Origin of the sequence: Streptomyces tubercidicus (assembly GCF_027497495.1) — a bacterium.
Taxonomy (GTDB): domain Bacteria; phylum Actinomycetota; class Actinomycetes; order Streptomycetales; family Streptomycetaceae; genus Streptomyces; species Streptomyces tubercidicus.
In genome coordinates this window covers 4,362,473-4,382,004 of the sequence record NZ_CP114205.1, presented here as the reverse complement: position 1 = coordinate 4,382,004, position 19,532 = coordinate 4,362,473, and the positions used below count along the sequence as shown (strand labels likewise).

The following is a 19,532-nucleotide window of genomic DNA, read 5'->3' as shown; positions in this document are numbered from 1 at the left end:
CCGTTGCCTCGCCCTCCAGCCTCCGCTGCCTCCTCGCCACCATGTGCGGGAATCCTGGAGCCACGGCTTTCAGCAACGCGTAACGCGTCCCGGAGAGCCTCCGTCAACCGGCGGGCGAGGAAGCGAAGTTCATGGTGAGTGACCTTGCTGTCATCAAGCAGATCGCGCGCGAAGTCGAGAAGATCGCGTCCCATGTCGAGCTGCATCTGCTCCATATCGTCAGCAAGGCGCGACAAGAACCCTGTCCCGTCGGTGGACAGGTAGCAGGGGTGGCCCGCTGAGTTCGACCAGGGCAGAAGACGCAGCGACTGCCGGACACGCATCAACCCGCCCCCTTCATGGCGCAGCGCGCACGGGCAATGGCCTGCACGTCCCGTCGTCGCGGCTGTAGTGGCCTGCGCCGACCCGATGGAGGTAGCGGTGCCCGCAAAAGGGATTCGAAGATTCGGGCGATACAGTGCGACACGTTGACCTGCTCTCTCAGGTTGGCCATGCCCCCGGACCGTGTGGAGCGGTCGCGGGGGTCTTCGTACGGTCAGGCGAGACTGACCGTACGGCCATCTGGAGAGCGTCAGGGGCACAGTTTGTACCCCTTCATTTATGCGGCCAACGCACCAATCTTCACGGCGAGTTCGCTTGCCCTACGCCGTTGCGCTGGGCTCCTCGACTCGGTCTCTTCCAAGACGATCCGCCGCGCGTATCCGTTGTAGCGGGTGGTTTCGGGAGCGGCCTGGTGGGCCTTGTCCAGAACTGCCAGAGCAGTTTCGGCCTGGCCGTCGAGGTAGTAGCCACGTGCCTCTTCAATACGGTGGCGAGCGCTCCGCGGACGCGACGGGATGAGCGTCACGTCTGCGGCGGCGGCTTGTCTGACGCTTTCACCGCCTGCGTGCAGCTCCACGGCTACGGTCACCGCGTGAGCCCCCATGATCGCTCTGGAGAACGAGGTCACGGGGTGGAAATAATCCGCGGGAAGTCGCCCTGCCATGGACCGCGCGACATCCCAGTAGCGCCAGGCGGTGCCGGCGTCTCCTCGTCGGGCCGCGGTATATCCGGCCTCGAAGTTCAGTGCCCCCGTGATGGCAAGTACATCATCGTCGGCTTCAGGGAGGAGGGGTTCGAGGTAGCGGAGAGTCGCCAGGTTTACGGCATCGGCGGCGTCGTAGTGCGCGGGACCACTGTCGCGATGCGCCTGCGCCGCAAGCCATGCCGCGACGCCGATGGTGTGTGGATCCTCGGATTCCTGTGCGGAGACCAAACCCCGCTCCACTACCCGCCACAGCAACGGTGCGTCAGATTGGTATGCGAGGAAGAACTGACTGAGGCTATAGACCTCGGACAGCACGGACTGTGCAACCCTTCTTTCCGTTCCCGACTCCGCTTGAGCCAACGAGGCTTGAGCGTCGCGAATGAGGTGCGGGAGCAGTTCGCCGATAACGTCGCGGTGATGAGGAGCGGAGTGTCGGGCCTGCCAGGCATGAGCGATGCGGTTCTGAAGATGCGCGAGGGACGGCGCCTGGCGCGCGGTCGTCAGCGGGTACTCGTTGAGGGTGTCCCGTACGTGCGGAAGGCGCGCGTGGCCGGGACCGGCGAAAAGCGAGATCGCCGTCGCGTGCTCACCAACGAGATCGGCAAGGTTCGGCACGCGGAGAGCCTCAGCGATCCGCAGAACCATAGGGAGTTTCGGCATCTGGAGCCGTCCCCCCTCGACTTGTTTTACCCAGCTCGGTGACTTGCCCAGTAGCCCAGCAAGGACGGTCCGGCTCATACCGCGGCGAAGGCGAAGCACCTGCATTCGCTGACCAAACGCGATCGGCTCGTAAGGCAGTTCCGGAGTAGCGTCAGATGACACGTTCGGCCCCTCTCTGCACACTCAACGTCACTGCCAGCGTACGTGTTCAGCATGAACTCGTTGCCGTGCTTGCCCAGTCCACGATGCTGCGACACACCCTTCTGCCGCCGATGGCGCGACGTAGAGTCAGCAGAAGGGCAGGCTCAGTTGTTTGTTTGCAGAAGGGCTTAGTGATGGCTGGAATTCCGACCGCAGCAGTTGCCGCAACCGGCCTAGTAGGCGGCTACGCCGTGGCCCGCTGGAGCAAGAAGCGTCCCCTGGGCGGGGTGGCGTTGGCGGCCGCCGGGGCTGTGGCGGCACGGGAGTGGCAGCGTAAGGCGGGGAATGTGACGGCGGCTGCGTTGAGTGGTGTCTACGTGGCTGCGTTTGCCGGGTCGCATCCGTTGGCGAAGAAGGTCGGGGCCTGGCCTTCGGTGTTCGCGGTGGCGGGTGGGGTGGCCGCTGCGTCGTGGGCTGTGGTGGATCGCCGGAAGTAGGACGGAGAAGGGAGGGAGGAAGCGGGCGGGCCCGCTTCCTCCCTCCTCGGGAGCTTGGTCAGGCGGACGCCTCCCCAAGCAGCCTGAGCTCCGCCTCCGTCAGCGCCACCTCCCCCACCGCCAGCAACGCCGGCAGCTGTTCCACCGTGCGGGCGCTGGCTATAGGGGCCGCGACCGTGGGCTGGGCGGCGAGCCAGGCGAGGGCCACGGTGGCCGGCTCGGCCTCGTGGGCGGTGGCTACGGTGTCGAGGGCTTGGAGGACTCGGTTGCCGCGGTCGGTGTTCACGTACTGGGCGGCGCGGCCGGAGCGGGCGCTGTCGACGTCGGTGCCCGGGCGGTACTTGCCGGTCAGGAAGCCGGCGGCGAGGGAGAAGTACGGGACCGCGGCCAGGCCGTGGCGGGCGGCCACCTCGGCGAGTTCGCCCTCGTAGGTGTCGCGGGAGACCAGGTTGTAGTGGGGCTGGAGGGCCACATAGCGGGCCAGGCCCTCGCGGGCGGAGCAGGTCAGGGACTCCTCCAGGCGCTGCGCCGAGATGTTGGAGGCGGCGATCTCGCGGACCTTGCCGGCCCGGACGAGGTCGTCGAGGGCGGTGAGGAACTCCGGGACCTCGACCGATTCGTCGTCGTAGTGGGTGTAGTAGAGGTCGATGTAGTCGGTGCGCAGACGGGTGAGGGATGCGTCGACCGCGGACTTGATGGTGGCGGGGGACAGGCCCTTGTCATCGGGAAGGGCGCCTACCTTGGTGGCGATGACGACATCGGAGCGATTGCCACGGGAGGCCAGCCAGTTGCCGATGACGGTCTCGGATTCGCCTCCCTTGTTGCCGGGGACCCAGTACGAGTAGGCGTCGGCGGTGTCGATGAAATTGCCGCCGCCCGCCACATACGCGTCCAGCACGGCGAAGGACGTGGCTTCGTCGGCCGTCCAGCCGAAGACGTTGCCCCCGAGGGACAGCGGGGAGACGGAGAGCGAGCCGATGGGCTTGCGGCTGCTCCCGCTGCTTTCGCCGCTTCCGGTACTTTCGCCGCTTCCGGTGGTTCGCGGGCTTCCTGTGCTCGGGGTGCTGTGTGTAGCGGTCATGTGTAGTGGCAACGTCGGGGGAAGGGGAGTTGTTCCCTCCTCTTCCCCCGCACGTCACGGCAACTCACGTAAGAAACTGGCGGGTTGAGGTCATGTGTGCAGGTGGGCGTGGCATGAGCCGACCGCCGAAGGCACGTCGATGCCCTCAGTCACCCGCACCCCCTGACTCACACGGCAAGGCCGTGATCGCGGAGCCACGGCATCGGGTCGATCGGGTCGCCGGCGTCGGGGCGGACCTCCAGGTGGAGGTGGGGGCCGGTGACGTTGCCGGTGGCGCCGACGCGGCCGATGACGTCGCCGGTATTGACCTTGCCGGAGGTCTTCACCATCGAGGACAGATGGCAGAACCAGAGTTCGGTGCCGTCGTCGAGGGTGAGGACGATGCGGTAGCCGTACGAGCCGGCCCAGCCGGCCTGGGTGATGGTGCCGGAGTGCACCGCCTTGACGGGAGTGCCGGTCGGGGCGGCGAAGTCCTGTCCGGTGTGGTCCGCGGCCCAGCGGTCGCCTGCCTGGCCGAAGCTGGCGGTGAGCGTGTAGGAGGACACGGGGGCGATGAAGCTCTTCGCCAGTTTGGCGAGGCGTTCGGCCTCCGCCTTCCGGCGGGCCGCTTCCTCGGCCTTGCGCTGGGCCTCCATCTCGGCCGCCTTCTTGACTGCTGCGGCCTTTTCGGCCGACTTCTGGTGGGCGGCGGCTTCCGTTGCGGCCTGCTGGACAGCGGCCTTTTCGGCGGCCTCGCGGGCCTCCTGCTCGCCGGCGTCCTGCTGCGCATCGGCCTGCTGGAGGATGCGGCTGCGCAGCGCCTCACCGGCGCCCGTGCCGGAACCCGCGTCCGCGCCGGAACCCGCGTCCGCACCCGGCTGCGCGGCCCGGGTGAGCGGCCCGGCGGCGGCAGGCGTCGAGCCGTCGGCAGACGCCTGAGCACCCTCGGCGGACGCCGATGCGGTGTCGGCGCCCGCGGAGCCCTCGTCGGATATCAGCTCACCGATCCCGGGCAGATCCTTCGCGTCCGGCAGCTTTTCGGAGAGGTCGTCGGCCATTCCGCCGACGTCGGGCATCGAGATCGGCACCGGCGGACGGCCCTCGGCCGAGGCCATGCCGCTCGCGCCGACCGCGGCGATGACGCCGACGCCCAGGACGGTGCCGCCGCGGGAGAGTCCGCCGCTGCGCTGTTTGACGACCCGGTGCTTACCGCGGGCGGAACGGGTGGATTCTTCGGTGGGATTCCATTCCTCCCACGGACCGTCACCCTCACCGCCACCGGGGCCCTGGAAGGCACCCCGGTCATCGAGCTCGTGGGCGGACTGGGCGGAGGGAGACTCGGGGGCAGGCCTGTTGGACGCCACGGGGGCGCACTCCTTTCCTTCCTTCTCGCCTACCGGGTTAGCTGACGGGTTCGGAGCAGGAAGGTCTCCTACGGGCGCCCGCTGGCGGAGGGCGTCCGATTCACCCCAAGGAAGTGGTTCCCCGGTTCCCTTGGTGCAGTTCGAAGTGCTTGGGGGTGCGTGAAATGCGCATACGGGATTCGGCGTCGGCGCGCGGTGCCGCCTCTTGCGACGGCTGGGACGACCGCGCTGCGTTATCGGACAGTAATAGAGATCGTGACCGAATTCCAAGCCTTCCCGCGAATCCTTGTCGGCGCGACACCACATCCAACGTGGACGTTTTCGGCCACCACGGCTGCAAAACGGGCGAGTTGCTCGCTCGCCGCTAAACGATCTCGCGCGGATTGTGCACCAGTCGTTATGCGGAGGGGTGCCCGTCAATTACGGAGGGTGAGAGCAGTAACGTCGGATCATGGTCGTCAACGTCGGGAACACCGGGAACACCGGACGGGCTGCCGGTAACGCGTGGGGAGTGGCGGAGCGGTACCGGGAGTTCTCCTGGCGGGAGGTGCGCGGCAGGTCGGACGCGCATGAGGAGCTGAGCGCGCGGATCAGCCAGGACGCGGAGTTCTGCGATCTGCTGTCGGGGTCGCTGCCGGCCGGCGACAAACAGCAGCCGGAGCTCCTGCTCGCCACCGTCCGCTATCTCGACGGCCCGCACGCCGATATGGGCCCGCGCGGGGAGGCCGCCTACGGGCGCTGGCGCGAGTGGACGATCCGGCACTGGGACGAGGTGCGCGCGGTGATCATGCAACGCGCCGTCCAGACCAACGAACCGGCCCGCTGCGCCACCCTGCTGCCGCTGCTCGCCCGTCTGCCGCAGCCGCTGGCGCTGCTGGAGGCCGGCACATCCGCGGGGCTGGCGCTGCATCCCGACCGCTATCGGTATCGGTACGAGGCCGGCGGCCCGTACGGAGCCGAGGGCTACGGAACCGGCGGCCAGTACGCAGCCGAGGGCTACGGAGCCGACGGCCCGTACGGAGAGGACCGCCGGGCGGGCGCCCTACGGGCCGAGGTCGGGGCACCGGAGAGCCCGCTGGTGCTCACGTGCCATACGGGAGGGGCGGCCGATGAGCTGCCCGACCGGATGCCGCAGATCGTCTGGCGGGGCGGCATCGACCTCGACCCGCTCGACCCGGTTTCCGAACCGGACGATCTGCGCTGGCTGCAGGCGCTCGTATGGCCGGGCGACGGGGAGCGGGCGGCGCGGCTGTCCGCGGCCGTCGAAGCGGTACGGCCGGCGCCGCGGCCGCGGATGGTGCGCGGCGACCTGATCGGCGAACTCCCCGCGCTCGCCGCCGAGGCACCGCCCGAGGCGACGCTGGTCATCTTCCACAGCGCCGTGCTGAGCTACCTCCCGCCCGCCCGCCGCGAGGAGTTCGCGCGCCTCGTACGGTCCCTGCTCGACGGACGCCCCGGCGGCGGCCACTGGGTCTCCAACGAGCACCACTCCGTCCTGCCGTGGATCACCGCCGCCGCACCCCACGCGCCCCGCCCGGACGACGCACTGCTGCTCACCCTCGCCCTCGACGGCCACCCGGTCGCACTCACCGGCCCGTACGGCCGGAGCCTGCACAGCCTCTCCTCCGGGACGGCGGACACCTCGGGACGCTGAGCAGGGCCGGGCGTACGGAGGCATGGCCGGTAGACACAGGAGGTGCGGCCGATATACGGGAGGCGCGCCCCGGCTCCCGTACGGACGGCCCGCCTCCCGTACGCAAGCCCCCGCCCCCGTACCGCCCCGTACGCGCGGCCCAGTCCCCATAAACGCAGCCCCGCCCCTACGCCCCCATAGGCCGCTGCACCGCCACCAGCGCCATATCGTCAGCCGGCGCCCCACCCGTATGCCGTGCCACATCCTCTATGACCGTGTCCAGAAGGACGTCGGGACCGGGAAAGCGGCAGCCGCGCAGTTTGCCCGACGGGTTGTAGAAGCGGCCCAGCAGGTCCCGGGCCTCGGTCACCCCGTCGGTGAAGAAGAGCAGCAGGGCGCCGGCCGGGAAGAACGTTTCGTCCGGCCGGTCGGGGCGGCCTGCCATCTCACCCAGTCCGAGGGGCAGCGCATGCGCCGCGGGCGCCAGCTCGCGCAGTCCGCCGTCCGGCGTGAGCAGCAGCGGGGACGGGTGGCCCCGGTTGAGCACCCGCAGGACGGGCTGCCCGTTGGCGGGGATCTCCGCCAGTACGGCAGTGGTGAACCCCTCGGTCTGCTCCACCCCTTCGCGCTGCCCGCCCTCCCGCTGAAGCGCCCGCTCCAGCCGGCCCGCCACGGCCCCCAGGGTGCGCTCCTGTTCCGCCGCCTCGCGAAAGGCGCCGAGGACGATCACCGCGGTCTGCACCGCCGCCGTCCCCTTGCCCCGTACGTCGCCGACGATCAGCCGTACGCCGTGCGGGGTGTCCTGCACCGCGTAGAGGTCGCCACCGCTTCGGGCAGCCGCCCGCGCGCCCACGTAACGGGCGGCGATGGCGAGCCCGGCGAGCCGTTCGGGCGGCGTGGCCAATACGGCGCGCTGGGCGGCCTCCGAGACGTCCTGTAGGGAGACCGGGCGGGCGGCGGCCAACCGGACGGCCCGGTTGACGCCGAGGGCCGCCAGGGCGACGACAAGGACCGTGAGGACCTCCGTCACCGACGCGCCGCGGCCCTGCGCGGCGCTGCGATAGCCGACGACCCAGATCTCGCCGAGCACGGCGGCCAGGGCCGTAAGAACCGTGCCACGCAGAGAGGAGAGCGGCGCGGCGGCCAGTGGGGCGGCCGCGAAGAAGGGGGCGGCGGTGTAGCCGGCGGGCGTCCCCATGCCGAAGACAAGCCCGCCGGCGATCAGAAGGAGAGGAAGTCGCCGCACCAGCAGACGGCCGAATAACACCACCCGGGAGCGGCGCTTCTCCCCCTCGCCCCCGGGGGACGCCTCATCTCGGAGCCTCCACACCGGCCTCTCCCCACTCCCGCCCGTCCATACGGGCACCGCCGCGCCGGCCACCTCGCCGTCCCCAGGCTGGCCGGTACGGACCGGAACGGCGACTCCTCGGGAGCCGGACGGGTCACGGACCGGACGGGTCACAGGCCAGCCGGGTCACAAGCTGGACGGGCACAAGACAGACGGTCACAAGACAGACGGGCCACGAACCGAACGGGCACAAGACAGACGGGCTACGAACCGGACCAGCCACCTCACAAGGCAAGGAGCCGGGACGCCCTTGCAGACAGCCTCACTTGACCCCCGCCCCACCCCCACTCACACCCGAGGGCCCGAACCGCGCACGGTCCGGGCCCTCAGTTCACTTCATCCACCGGACGGTCTCCCCGTCCGCATCTGGTGGGCCATCAGGGGCTCGAACCCTGAACCAATGGATTAAAAGTCCACTGCTCTGCCAATTGAGCTAATGGCCCGCACCGAGCAGCATAGCCCGAGCAGGTGCCGCAGCCCGAAGGCATTACGGATCAAGCCATTCGGCGGGGTGCCGAGAGGCCGGCCGAAGGGGCGCGGCGGCCCCTGCAACGCGCAGGGCCCGCACGGCACTTGCGTGCGTACGGGCCCTGCGCGCTCAGCGTCGGTGATCAGCCGTTGCGCTTCCAGCGCGGCTTGTCCTCGCGGCGGCCGAAGGAGCCGGTCGGGGCGCCACGGTGGTCGTCACGACGGCCGTACGGGCGGTCGCCGCCGGAGCGGTGGCCACCGGAGGACGGACGGCCGCCGGAACGGTCGTCACGGTTGAAGGGACGGTCGCCGCCACCGGAGCGGTAGCCACCGGTGGAACGGCCGGTGGAGCGCCCGCCGGAGCGGTCGTCACGGTTGAACGGGCGGCTCGGACGGTCGCCGCGGTCACGGTTGAAACCGCCACCGGAACGCTCGTCACGACGCTCGAAGGAACGGCCGCCGGAGCGGTCGTCACGGCGGTCGCGGTCGAAGGAACGCCCACCGGAACGGTCATCGCGACGGTCCCGGTCGAAGGAACGGCCACCGGAACGCTCGTCACGACGGTCCCGGCCGAAGCCGCCCCGGTCGTCACGGCGGTCACGGTCGAAGGAACGGCCACCGGAACGGTCGTCACGACGGTCACGGTCGAAGGAACGCCCACCGGAACGGTCATCGCGGCGGTCACGGTTGAAGCCGCCCCGGTCATCGCGGCGGTCACGGTCGAAGGAACGGCCACCGGAACGGTCGTCACGACGGTCGCGGCGCTCGAAGTTGCCCCGGTCGTCGCGGCGCTCGTCCGGCGCACCGGCCTGGGCCGGAACGGCGGCCTCGGCCACCTCGGCGGCGGCGGTCTCGGCAGCAGCGGCGAGCGCCTCGGCCGGGTCCTCACCGCGCTCGCGGGCGGCACGGGCGGTCAGCCGGTCGGCCTCCTCGCGCAGCTCGGTGGCGCGGCGCTGCAGACGCTCCAGCTCGCGGGTGAGCTCGGCCACCTCGCGCTCGGCCTGCTTGGCGGAGTTGTTGGCACCGTCGGCCTGGACCTCGGTGAGCGAGCGCGCACCGGTGATCCGGGCGACGTCCTCGTCGAAGGCGCCGGAGCCGCCGACGATGTGGCGCGAGGCGTCCACGCCCGCGTCCTCCATCAGCCGGAAGATCTGCCGGCGCTGGTGCGGCAGCGACAGCGAGACGACGGTGCCGGACTGGCCGGCGCGGGCGGTACGGCCCGAGCGGTGCAGGTAGTCCTTGTGGTCACCGGCGGGGTCGACGTTCAGGACCAGGTCGATGCCGTCGACGTGGATACCGCGGGCGGCGACGTCGGTGGCGACCAGCGCGTTGACGTAACCGTCCTTGAAGTCCGCGAGCACGCGGGTGCGCGCGCCCTGCGTCATACCGCCGTGCAGCGCGTCGGCCTTCACGCCGGACTCGACGAGCTGCTCGGCGATGCGGTCGGCGCCCAGCTGGGTGCGGACGAAGATGATGGTGCGGCCCTTACGGGCGGCGATGGCGGCGGTGACCGGCGCCTTGTCCTTCGGCTTCACGACCAGGACGTGGTGGGTCATGGTGGTGACGTTGCCCTGGGCGCTGTCGACCTCGTGGCTGACCGGGTTGGTCAGGTAGCGCTTGACCAGGGTGCCGATCTCGTTCTCCATCGTGGCGGAGAACAGCATCCGCTGGCCGCCCGCGGGCACCTGGTCCAGCAGCTCGGTGACCTCGGGCAGGAAGCCCAGGTCGGACATCTGGTCGGCCTCGTCGAGGACGGCGACCTGGACGTCCTCCAGGGAGCAGGCGCCCCGGTTGATGATGTCGCGCAGCCGGCCCGGGGTGGCGACCAGGAGGTCCACGCCGCGCTCCAGGGCGTAGATCTGGTTGCCCATGGACGTACCGCCGCAGACGACCTTCATCTTGAGGCCGAGGACGTCGCCGTAGGGCTGGAGCGCGTCCGCGACCTGCATCGCGAGCTCACGGGTCGGGGTGAGGATGACGGCGCGCGGCTTCTTCTTGTCGGTGTGACCGCCAGCCAGCGTGGCCAGGGTCGGCAGACCGAAGGAGAGCGTCTTGCCGGAGCCGGTGCGGCCACGGCCGAGGATGTCCTTGCCGGCCAGCGCGTCCGGGATGGTCGCGGCCTGGATCGGGAAGGGCGTGGTGACGCCGTTCTGCGCGAGCTTGCGGACGACGCCCTCGGGCAGTCCGAGGTCGGCGAAGGTGACGGTGTCGGTGGCGGCTTCCGCCGCGTCGGTCTCGGGCGCCTCGTCGGCGGCCGTCACCTGGGGGACCGTCTGCTCGTCGAGTGCGGGCATGACGGACTGCTCAGTGGAAATGGACATGCGAAATGCGAAACCTTCCGGAGTCTCGGCACGCGCCCAAACTCCGTGTGTTTCACACGACCGCCTCTATGCGGTCAGCCACGGCAAGGGAGAGAACGCGCCACGCGGCGCGCTTCTGTTCTGGCGCCGGGCAAATGGGATCAAACGATCTACCACCATACGCACTCCGCACCCCCGATGGCAAATGACCTTCTGGCCCGGCCATCCGCTCCCCCGGACAAACCTACCCGCCCCGGCTGGAACCCCTCACGCCTCCTCCTCGTAGGGCTCCGACTCCGACTCCGACGCCATCGGCGATACGGGGGACGGCCCGGAGGCATGGGAGCTCGGCGGGGGCGGAGGGCTGCTCGCCGGCGGGGTGGGCTGCGCGGGCGGCGTACTGGGCGCGGGCGAGGCGGGCGGGGTGACCGGGTGGTCGGGGCGGGGCGGCGTGGGTTCCGGCTGCCCGGGGCGCCCGCCGTGGCCGCCGGAGCCGCCGTGGCCGTGGCCCGCGCCCGGCTCGGGGCCCGACGGCCGCACCGGACTGGACGGCGTACCGGGCTCGGACGGCTCCGGCGCCTCGCTCTTCGACGGCTTGCCCTTCTTGCCCTTCCCCTTGCCCCCGGCCGGGCGGCCCTCTCCGTTGCGCCCCATCCCCTTCGGGCCGTCGCCGCGGCCGTCCACCGTCACCCCGTTGGGGCCGGACCACTCGTCCTTCCCGTCATGGCGCGCGGTGCTGCCGGACGGTCTCGGCTCCTCCGGGTCGCTCACGCTCATACAGCCGGCCAGCGCCGCGGCCAGCGCGGAGACGGCCACGGCCGCGGCGGTGGCCCGGGAGCGCACCCGGGCCGACGGCGGGCGTGACGAAGGGGCGGGGGACGACGACAGGGACGGTGTCGGCGTCAGGGACGGGCGATGTGGGCTCGGGCGCACGGCGGGACCTCCGGATCCGGAACGCAGGGACGGCGGCACGGACGCCCTGCCCAACTCCCGCTCCCCACCTGAGGACACGCATCACACCCGGCCGATCGCACCGGGCACGCGTTCCAGGGACGCCGCTGCCGCCGGCCGATGGCTTCCCGGGACTAGCCGTAACCCAGTGCGTGCAGCCGCTCGTCATCGATCCCGAAGTGGTGCGCGATCTCATGAACGACCGTCACCTCGGTCTCCGCGACCACGTCCTCACGGGTGTCGCACATCCGCAGCGTCGGCCCCCGGTAGATGGTGATCCGGTCCGGCAGCACGCCCGCGTACCACTCTCCCCGGTCGGTCAACGGCGTCCCCTCGTAGAGCCCGAGCAGCCCGGGGTCATCGGCGGGGGGTTCGTCCTCGACGAAGACCGCCACGTTGTCCATCAGCCGGGTCAGCTCCGGCGGGATCCGGTCCAGCGCCTCGGCGACCAGTTCCTCGAACTCCTCGCGCGTCATTTCCAGCACACCACCATTCTCCGCCACGCCGTCTCCCCACCGATCGTCGCTGCCCGCCCGGCGCACCGCAGCGCAACCGGAGGCACCCACTCCTCGCTTAACGGCGGCACGGAGGGGCATACGGGACCAATGGCCCGCGCAGCGCGCTCCCGGACACCACACCCCGACGCCCCGCAAAGCCTTCCGCGCCGGCTGCTCCATACCGGCTCCGACGGCGTACGCGCCCTCCCGGCAGCCGTCCGCCGCGGCTACCGCTCCCGCCGCACGCCCCCCACCGCCACGCTGCCCGGCGGCACGCCGCGCCGCCCCTTACCGGCCGCCCTCGGCCTGATAGCCGTCACCGTCGCCGGCGCCTGGCTGGGGCTGCTCCTGATCGGCAGCATCCGGGTACCCGTCGGCCCGATGGACACCAGCATGGCGCTGCGCCCCTCACTGGCCGGCGGCACCCGGATCGAGGTCGCGCCGCTCGGCGACCTGGAACTGCGCAGCCACCACGCGCCCGTACGGCTCGATGTCGCCGTCGACCGGCTGGACCCGGTCCGCTCCCAGGCGCTGGTCGACCACCCCGAACGGTTCGCCGGTCTGCAGGCCGAGGTGACCCACGACGTCACCCACGGCGCCCTGGGACTGGCGCTGCACTCCGGAATCGCCGTGGTGTCCGGCGCCACCGCGCTGGGCCTGGCCGTCTACCGCCGCCCGCGCCGCGCCCTGGCCGCCGGCGGTCTGGCGCTCACCCTGCTCGCCGCCTCCGCGGGCACCGCATACGCCACCTGGAACCCCGAGTCCGTACTGGAGCCGAAGTTCTCCGGCCTGCTCACCTCGGCCCCCTCCGTGGTCGGCAACGCCCGCAGCATCGTCAGCGAATTCCACGTCTACCAGGAGGAGTTGGCGCGCCTGGTGACCAACGTCACCAAGCTCTACGACGCCGCCTCGACGCTGCCCGTCTACCAGCCGGACCCCACCACGATCCGCGTTCTGCACATCTCCGACATCCACCTCAACCCGGGCGCCTGGCGGATCACCGCCTCCCTGGTGAAGCAGTACCGGATCAACGTGATCGTCGACACCGGCGACACCATGGACCACGGCTCGGCCGCCGAGAACCACTTCCTGGACCCGGCCTCCACCCTCGGCGCCCCCTACGTCTGGGTGCGCGGCAACCACGACTCCCGCGGCACGCAGAAGTACCTGACCGGGCGCCGCCATGTCACCGTCCTCGACCACGGCAATGTCGCCCGGGTCGCCGGTGTCCGTATCGCGGGCGTCGGCGACCCGCAGTTCACCCCGGACCGCTCCGTGGTGGCGGCCGGTGACCCCGCCGAGCGCACCGCCGGCGGCCGCCTCGCCGACGCGCTGCGCACCCAGCGGCTGGCCGGCACCCCCGTCGATATCGCGCTGGCCCACAACCCCACCGCCGTGACCGAGGCGGACGGCCTGGCCCCACTGGCGCTGGCCGGCCATGTCCACCACCGGGAGAACACCCTGCTCCCCCGGGGCACCCGGCTGATGGTCGAGGGCTCGGCGGGCGGCGGCGGACTGCGAGCGGTGCAGAACAAGAAGCCCGAGCCGGTCCAGGCATCGGTGCTCTATCTGGACCGCGGGACGAAACGGCTGCAGGCGTGGGACGAGATCACCCTCGGCGGACTGGGCCTGTCCCGGGCCGAGGTCAGCCGCCACCTCCCCCACGGGAACCAACCCGGCGCCACGCCCGCCCCGTCCGGCTCACCGCCCTCGGCCGACCCGTCATCCGGGCGCCCGTCCGGCCCTCCCCCGGGTGCTTCCCCGCGCCCGGCCAGGAGCCCGTCCGACCACCCTCGCTAAACCGTTTTGGCGAACGGTCCTCCCATCCCATATGCTTCTCACGTCCCCGACGGCGCCGGTAACGACGCCAAGGTGGCCACCAGCCCTCATCGTCTAGTGGCCCAGGACGCCGCCCTTTCAAGGCGGTAGCACGGGTTCGAATCCCGTTGGGGGCACGCATCACCGTGTGCGAGACTGGCTCACGCCGCTTTCGCACAATGCAAGGTCCTGTGGAGCAGTTTGGAGTGCTCGCCACCCTGTCAAGGTGGAGGCCGCGGGTTCAAATCCCGTCAGGACCGCTGCGGCTGGGTAGCTCAGTTGGTACGAGCGATCGCCTGAAAAGCGATAGGTCGCCGGTTCGACCCCGGCCCCAGCCACACCCATTGGGAGAAGGCCCCGATTCCTCGAATCGGGGCCTTTTTCGTGGCCCTTTCGTCGCCGTTTCGTCGCTATCCGACGCCGACTTCCCCCGCGGCCTCGACGGGCTCGTCCTCCGGCCGCCAGAAGATCAGCCCGGCACCGCCGGTGATCATCCCTGTCGCCGCCAGCCCCATCGCCGCCTTGACCAGCCGCACATCGCCTTCCCAGTAGTGCGGCGCGCCGAAGACCAGCCAGCTGGCCAACCCGATTCCGGCGGCCATCACGACAATGCCCGCTAACCGTCGTATTCCCTTTTTCATGCGGCCATTGTCGTGGATGCGCGCAGGTGTCGGAATCGTTTTTCCGTCGCCTGCCCGCTCCTGTGCGCCCGCCCTCGCGGCCACCCGGATGGCGGTGCGGGCAGGCCCGGAAGTCCGTGCGTACGAGGAGCGGCCGGGAGACGGGGAGAGTTGCCGGGCGGCACCGTGCGCCGCCCGCGCGGGCAATTCGTTCGCCAGTCGTTTATCCGAGGTGAGATCCTGGGGGACGTATGTCCAGTCAGCCTGCCTCCGCCCTGCCCGACGGCTCTGCTCCCGCGCTGCCCGGCACCCCCGCTCCCGGCCTCTCCGACCTGCTGGAGCGTCTGCCCGAGCTGATGCTGCGCGATCAGCAGCGGCTGGGGCGCCGGCTCGACGGCGCACGCCGTATCCGTAAACCCGAAGCCCGCGCGGCGGTGCTCGCCGAGATCGCCGGCGGTATCGACGAGGCGGAGCTGCGGGTCGAGCAGCGCCGCGCCGCGGTGCCCGCGATCAGCTACCCGGAAGAGCTGCCGGTCAGCCAGAAGAAGGACGCGATCCTCGCCGCGATCCGCGACCACCAGGTCGTGATCGTCGCCGGGGAGACCGGCTCCGGCAAGACGACGCAGATCCCGAAGATCTGCCTGGAGCTCGGCCGGGGCATCCGGGGCCTGATCGGGCACACCCAGCCGCGCCGGATCGCGGCCCGTACGGTGGCCGAGCGGGTGGCCGAGGAGCTGAAGACGCCACTGGGCGAGGCGGTCGGCTGGAAGGTCCGCTTCACCGACCAGGTCGGCGGGGACACCCTCGTCAAGCTGATGACGGACGGCATTCTGCTCGCCGAGATCCAGACGGACCGGGAGCTGCGCCAGTACGACACGATCATCATCGACGAGGCACATGAGCGCAGCCTCAACATCGATTTCATCCTCGGCTATCTGGCACAGCTGCTGCCCCGGCGCCCGGACCTCAAGGTCGTCATCACCTCGGCGACCATCGACCCGGAGCGCTTCGCCCGGCACTTCGGCAGCTTCGCGTCCGTAGGGGCGGCGCCGGACCGTACCGGCTCCCCGGCCACGCCGGGCACCTCCGGAAGCGACGAGGAGACGAAGCCGAGCGCACCGATCGTCGAGGTCTCCGGCCGGACGTATCCGGTGGAGGTGCGCTACCGCCCGCTGCTGGAGGAAGGCGGCCACGACGGGGACCGCGACCAGATCACCGCGATCTGCGACGCCGTGGACGAGCTGCAGTCCGCCGGCCCCGGCGACATCCTGGTCTTCCTCTCCGGCGAGCGGGAGATCCGCGACACCGCCGACGCGCTCAACAAGAAGGCCCTCCCGTTCACCGAGGTCCTCCCCCTGTACGCACGGCTGTCGCACGCCGAGCAGCATCGCGTCTTCCAGCGGCATACGGGCCGCCGGATCGTGCTGGCCACGAACGTCGCCGAGACCTCGCTGACCGTCCCGGGCATCAGATACGTCATCGACCCGGGCATGGCCCGTATCTCCCGCTACAGCTACCGCACCAAGGTCCAGCGGCTGCCCATCGAGCCGGTCTCGCAGGCCAGCGCCAACCAGCGCAAGGGCCGCTGCGGCCGTACCAGCGACGGCATCTGCATCCGCCTCTACTCGGAGGACGACTTCCTCTCCCGCCCCGAGTTCACGGACGCGGAGATCCTCCGGACGAACCTCGCCTCCGTCATCCTGCAGATGACCGCGGCCGGCCTCGGCGACATCGAGAAGTTCCCGTTCATCGACCCTCCGGACCGCCGCAACATCAAGGACGGCGTCGATCTGCTGAGTGAGCTCGGCGCGCTCGACACCAAACAGAAAGACCCCAAGAAGCGGCTGACGCCGATGGGCCGCAAGCTCTCCCAGCTGCCGGTCGACCCGCGGCTGGCGCGGATGGTGCTGGAGGCGGACCGGAACGGCTGTGTCCGCGAGGTCATGGTCATCGCGGCGGCGCTGTCCATCCAGGACCCGCGCGAACGGCCCGCGGACAAGCAGCAGCAGGCCGATCAGCAGCACGCCCGCTTCAAGGACGAGAGCTCCGACTTCCTCGCCTTCCTCAACCTCTGGCGCTATATCCGCGAGCAGCAGAAGGAGCTGTCCTCCTCGGCCTTCCGCCGGATGTGCCGGAGCGAGTTCCTGAACTATCTCCGGATACGCGAGTGGCAGGACATCTACTCCCAGCTGCGTTCGGTCGCCAAGACCATGGGCATCCACCTCAGCGAGGAGGACGCGGCGCCGGACCATATCCACACCTCCCTGCTTTCCGGTTTGCTTTCGCACATCGGCATCAAGGACACCGACGCCAAGAACGAGTATCTGGGCGCCCGCAGCGCCAAGTTCGCGGTCTTCCCCGGCTCCGCGCTCTTCAAGAAGCCACCGCGCTGGGTGATGTCCGCCGAGCTGGTGGAGACCTCCCGCCTGTGGGCGCGGGTGAATGCGAAGATCGAACCGGAATGGCTCGAACCGCTCGCTCAGCACCTGGTCAAGCGCACCTACAGCGAGCCGCACTGGGAACAGAAGATGGCCGCGGTGATGGCCTACGAGCGGGTGACGCTCTACGGCGTCCCGATCGTCGCCCAGCGCAAGATCGCCTACGGCCGGATCGATCCGGAGACCTCACGCGACCTGTTCATCCGCAACGCACTCGTCGAGGGCGACTGGCGCACCCATCACCAGTTCTTCCATGACAACCGCAAACTCCTCGGCGAGGTCGAGGAGTTGGAGCACCGCGCCCGGCGCCGCGACATCCTCGTGGACGACGAGACGCTCTTCGACTTCTACGATCAGCGCATTCCGGCGGACGTGGTCTCCGGCGCGCACTTCGACTCGTGGTGGAAGAAGAAGCACCGCGAAGAGCCGGAGCTGCTGAACTTCGAGCACTCGATGCTCATCAATGAGTCCGCCGAGGCCGTCACGAAGGACGACTACCCGGATTCCTGGCGGCAGGGAAAGCTGAAGTTCAAGGTCACCTACCAGTTCGAGCCGGGCGCGGACGCGGACGGCGTGACCGTCCATATCCCCCTCCAGGTCCTCAACCAGGTCTCCTCCGAGGGCTTCGACTGGCAGATCCCGGGCCTGCGCGAGCAGCTGGTGACGGAGCTGATCCGGTCCCTGCCCAAGCCGATCCGGCGCAACTACGTCCCGGCACCGAACTTCGCGGCCCGCTTCCTGGACTCCACGGTCCCCCTGCAGGGCGCCCTGACGACCTCTCTGGCCGCCGGGCTGCAGCGGATGGTGGGCGTGCCCGTGGAGGCCGCGGACTTCGACCCGGCCAAGGTCCCGGACCACCTGAAGATCACCTTCCGGGTGATCGACGAGCGGCGGCGCAAGCTCGCCGAGGACAAGGACCTGGAGGCGCTGCGGCTGAAGCTCAAGCCCAAGACCAGGGCGGCCATCTCCAAGGCCTTCGAGCAGGCCGCCGAACGGCCCGCCGGGGACCGCAAGGGCGGCGCCGGCGACGGACGGGCCCCGGCCGGTCCCGAGCAGCGCACGGGGCTCACGTCCTGGACGATCGGCAGCCTGCCGCGCACCTTCGAGACCCGGCGGGCCGGCCAGCCGCTGAAGGCCTACCCGGCGCTGGTCGACGAGGGCAGCAGCGTCGCCGTACGCCTCTTCGACACCGAGGCCGAGCAGCTCACCGCGATGTGGGCGGGCACCCGCCGGCTCATCCTGCTGAACATCCCGTCCAATCCGGCCAAGTTCGCCCAGGGCAAGCTGAGCAATCAGCAGAAGCTCGCGCTGTCCCGCAATCCGCACGGCTCCATCAACGCGCTCTTCGAGGACTGCGTCACCGCCGCCGCGGACCGTCTGATCGCGGCCCGGGGCGGTCCGGCCTGGGACGAGGAGTCCTTCCGGAAGCTGTTCGACCAGGTCCGCGCGGACCTGGTGGACGTCACGCTGAAGACCATCCAGCAGGTCCAGGAAGTACTGGCCGCCTGGCAGGCGTGCGAGCGCCGGCTGAAGGAGACGACCTTCCCCTCGCTGCTGCCGTCCCTCACGGACATCAAGGAGCAGCTGGCGGCGCTGATCAAGCCGGGCTTCGTGACGGCGCACGGCGCCAAGCGGCTGCCGGATCTGATGCGCTATCTGGTGGCCGCCGACCGCCGTCTGCAGCAGCTGCCCACCCACGCCGAGCGGGACCGCACCCGTATGGCGAAGGTGAAGGAGATGCAGGACGAATACGCCTGGCTGCTGGAGCAGTTCCCGCAGGGCCGCCCGGTGCCGCCCGCGGCCCTGGAGATCCGCTGGATGATCGAGGAACTCCGGGTGAGCTACTTCGCCCATGCGCTGGGGACCGCGTACCCGGTCTCCGACAAACGGATCGTGAAGGCGGTGGACGCCGCCGCGCCCTAGGCGGTGTCTTCCCCGGGAATGCGGGCCGCCGGTACCGAGTTCGACCGCACCCCCTGACCTGCTGTAGAGTCTTGCTTCGCAGCCCGCCGCAAGCGGAAAGCGAAACGCAAGGTCCTGTGGAGCAGTTTGGAGTGCTCGCCACCCTGTCAAGGTGGAGGCCGCGGGTTCAAATCCCGTCAGGACCGCATATGAGAACGGCCCGCATCCTCATCGGATGCGGGCCGTTCTGCTGTCCGGACCGGGCCGCCCGCCCGCCCTCGGCATCCCACATCCCGTCAGGTGACGCCCGCGCCCTGCCCCTGGCCATTTCCGGCCCCGCCGAATGCGGACCGTAGCCGGATTGCCGCCCGCTGTATTGACGGCGGCACGTACCACCGGTACTCACTGAGGAACGCGTGGGGGCCGGGGAGGTATGCGCATGACGACTGCGGTACGGCACGAGACCAGGGCACTGTTGCGGGCCCATCTGGCAGCCGCCGCCGGCTACCGCCATCTGACACGGCACTGCCCCGTCTGCCATCAGCTGCAACGGCTCGTCATGGAGCCGCACACGGCCCGTTCGGAGCCTTCGGCGCCCGCGTCCGCCACCGCCTCGTCCGCGGCCGTCAGGGAGCCGCCGGTGGACGAGGGCGAAAGTCCCGCGACCCGGTGACCACCGGCGCCTCCGTCATCCAACAGGCGGTGGCAGCCTGTTGGGTGTGGCGGGCGCGGTTCTCTATCGCGGCGGACGTATCGTCTTCAAGCATCGCGCCGTGTGACGGGTGTCACCGAACAAGTTTGGCGTGAT

Annotated in this window: 14 protein-coding genes, 5 tRNA genes and 1 riboswitch; of the genes, 10 read left to right on the top strand and 9 right to left on the bottom strand. The window is 70.3% G+C overall.

Annotated features, from left to right (window positions below; all coding sequences use genetic code 11):
- Positions 1-134 precede the first annotated feature (134 nt).
- On the top strand, positions 135-281 hold the full coding sequence (locus tag STRTU_RS35975) for a hypothetical protein (protein WP_159744737.1): 147 nt from the start codon (positions 135-137) through the stop codon (positions 279-281).
- A gap of 317 nt (positions 282-598) precedes the next feature.
- On the opposite strand, the gene STRTU_RS19080 is transcribed toward STRTU_RS35975, so the two are convergent.
- Entirely contained in the window at positions 599-1,849 is a 1,251-nt protein-coding gene (locus STRTU_RS19080; protein ID WP_269777374.1) for a helix-turn-helix domain-containing protein, read from the bottom strand.
- Positions 1,850-2,022: 173 nt separating this feature from the next.
- Here STRTU_RS19080 and STRTU_RS19075 point away from each other — a divergent pair, with 173 nt between their 5' ends.
- The gene (locus STRTU_RS19075) at positions 2,023-2,325 is read left to right on the top strand and encodes a hypothetical protein (protein ID WP_159744736.1); all 303 of its coding nucleotides are present in this window, start codon (positions 2,023-2,025) and stop codon (positions 2,323-2,325) included.
- Positions 2,326-2,383: 58 nt separating this feature from the next.
- Here the strand turns inward: STRTU_RS19075 and STRTU_RS19070 are convergent, their stop codons facing one another.
- Together STRTU_RS19070 and STRTU_RS19065 are read right to left on the bottom strand one after the other, a co-directional pair.
- Positions 2,384-3,406 carry an aldo/keto reductase gene (locus STRTU_RS19070; RefSeq protein WP_159744735.1) on the bottom strand — a complete coding sequence of 341 codons (1,023 nt, stop codon included), beginning with the start codon at positions 3,404-3,406 and terminating at the stop codon, positions 2,384-2,386.
- Between the two features lie 167 nt (positions 3,407-3,573).
- Positions 3,574-4,749 carry a peptidoglycan DD-metalloendopeptidase family protein gene (locus STRTU_RS19065; RefSeq protein ID WP_159744734.1) on the bottom strand — a complete coding sequence of 392 codons (1,176 nt, stop codon included), beginning with the start codon at positions 4,747-4,749 and terminating at the stop codon, positions 3,574-3,576.
- A gap of 11 nt (positions 4,750-4,760) precedes the next feature.
- Positions 4,761-4,915, bottom strand: a riboswitch (cyclic di-AMP (ydaO/yuaA leader).
- A 285-nt stretch (positions 4,916-5,200) separates the two neighbouring features.
- Between STRTU_RS19065 and STRTU_RS19060 the strand changes: the two genes are divergently transcribed.
- Positions 5,201-6,403, top strand: a complete 1,203-nt coding sequence (locus tag STRTU_RS19060; RefSeq protein ID WP_159744733.1) for a DUF2332 domain-containing protein — start codon at positions 5,201-5,203, stop codon at positions 6,401-6,403.
- A gap of 166 nt (positions 6,404-6,569) precedes the next feature.
- On the opposite strand, the gene STRTU_RS19055 is transcribed toward STRTU_RS19060, so the two are convergent.
- From STRTU_RS19055 to STRTU_RS19035, 5 genes are all read right to left on the bottom strand, one after another.
- The gene (locus STRTU_RS19055) at positions 6,570-7,712 is read right to left on the bottom strand and encodes a PP2C family protein-serine/threonine phosphatase (protein ID WP_308789384.1); all 1,143 of its coding nucleotides are present in this window, start codon (positions 7,710-7,712) and stop codon (positions 6,570-6,572) included.
- A gap of 385 nt (positions 7,713-8,097) precedes the next feature.
- A tRNA-Lys gene (locus STRTU_RS19050) sits at positions 8,098-8,173 on the bottom strand.
- 168 nt (positions 8,174-8,341) lie between these two features.
- The gene (locus STRTU_RS19045) at positions 8,342-10,519 is read right to left on the bottom strand and encodes a DEAD/DEAH box helicase (RefSeq protein ID WP_159744732.1); all 2,178 of its coding nucleotides are present in this window, start codon (positions 10,517-10,519) and stop codon (positions 8,342-8,344) included.
- A 246-nt stretch (positions 10,520-10,765) separates the two neighbouring features.
- On the bottom strand, positions 10,766-11,314 hold the full coding sequence (locus STRTU_RS19040; protein WP_246240746.1) for a hypothetical protein: 549 nt from the start codon (positions 11,312-11,314) through the stop codon (positions 10,766-10,768).
- A 269-nt stretch (positions 11,315-11,583) separates the two neighbouring features.
- Complete coding sequence (locus STRTU_RS19035) at positions 11,584-11,934, bottom strand: metallopeptidase family protein (protein ID WP_159747066.1); 351 nt, start codon at positions 11,932-11,934, stop codon at positions 11,584-11,586.
- 120 nt (positions 11,935-12,054) lie between these two features.
- Between STRTU_RS19035 and STRTU_RS19030 the strand changes: the two genes are divergently transcribed.
- The 4 genes from STRTU_RS19030 (at position 12,055) to STRTU_RS19015 (ending at position 14,102) form a co-directional block, all read left to right on the top strand.
- On the top strand, positions 12,055-13,746 hold the full coding sequence (locus STRTU_RS19030) for a metallophosphoesterase family protein (protein ID WP_159744731.1): 1,692 nt from the start codon (positions 12,055-12,057) through the stop codon (positions 13,744-13,746).
- Between the two features lie 82 nt (positions 13,747-13,828).
- Positions 13,829-13,901, top strand: a tRNA-Glu gene (locus STRTU_RS19025).
- A 48-nt stretch (positions 13,902-13,949) separates the two neighbouring features.
- Positions 13,950-14,024 (top strand) — tRNA-Asp (locus STRTU_RS19020).
- 4 nt (positions 14,025-14,028) lie between these two features.
- Positions 14,029-14,102 (top strand) — tRNA-Phe (locus STRTU_RS19015).
- A gap of 72 nt (positions 14,103-14,174) precedes the next feature.
- On the opposite strand, the gene STRTU_RS19010 is transcribed toward STRTU_RS19015, so the two are convergent.
- Entirely contained in the window at positions 14,175-14,405 is a 231-nt protein-coding gene (locus STRTU_RS19010) for a hypothetical protein (RefSeq protein WP_246240742.1), read from the bottom strand.
- Positions 14,406-14,635: 230 nt separating this feature from the next.
- Between STRTU_RS19010 and hrpA the strand changes: the two genes are divergently transcribed.
- From hrpA to STRTU_RS18995, 3 genes are all read left to right on the top strand, one after another.
- Complete coding sequence (hrpA, locus tag STRTU_RS19005; RefSeq protein ID WP_174878896.1) at positions 14,636-18,745, top strand: ATP-dependent RNA helicase HrpA; 4,110 nt, start codon at positions 14,636-14,638, stop codon at positions 18,743-18,745.
- Positions 18,746-18,855: 110 nt separating this feature from the next.
- Positions 18,856-18,930: transfer RNA gene (locus tag STRTU_RS19000), tRNA-Asp, on the top strand.
- Between the two features lie 233 nt (positions 18,931-19,163).
- Complete coding sequence (locus tag STRTU_RS18995) at positions 19,164-19,397, top strand: DUF6274 family protein (protein ID WP_159744730.1); 234 nt, start codon at positions 19,164-19,166, stop codon at positions 19,395-19,397.
- Positions 19,398-19,532 lie beyond the last annotated feature (135 nt).

Excerpts from the sequence above, each read along its gene's own strand:
- STRTU_RS19075 (WP_159744736.1), top strand. The coding sequence starts at position 2,023 with ATGGCTGGAATTCCGACCGCAGCAGTTGCCGCAACCGGCCTAGTAGGC.
- STRTU_RS19070 (WP_159744735.1), bottom strand. The coding sequence starts at position 3,406 with ATGACCGCTACACACAGCACCCCGAGCACAGGAAGCCCGCGAACCACC.
- STRTU_RS19060 (WP_159744733.1), top strand. The coding sequence starts at position 5,201 with ATGGTCGTCAACGTCGGGAACACCGGGAACACCGGACGGGCTGCCGGT.
- STRTU_RS19045 (WP_159744732.1), bottom strand. The coding sequence starts at position 10,519 with ATGTCCATTTCCACTGAGCAGTCCGTCATGCCCGCACTCGACGAGCAG.
- STRTU_RS19030 (WP_159744731.1), top strand. The coding sequence starts at position 12,055 with ATGGCCCGCGCAGCGCGCTCCCGGACACCACACCCCGACGCCCCGCAA.
- STRTU_RS19010 (WP_246240742.1), bottom strand. The coding sequence starts at position 14,405 with ATGAAAAAGGGAATACGACGGTTAGCGGGCATTGTCGTGATGGCCGCC.
- hrpA (WP_174878896.1), top strand. The coding sequence starts at position 14,636 with ATGTCCAGTCAGCCTGCCTCCGCCCTGCCCGACGGCTCTGCTCCCGCG.
- STRTU_RS18995 (WP_159744730.1), top strand. The coding sequence starts at position 19,164 with ATGACGACTGCGGTACGGCACGAGACCAGGGCACTGTTGCGGGCCCAT.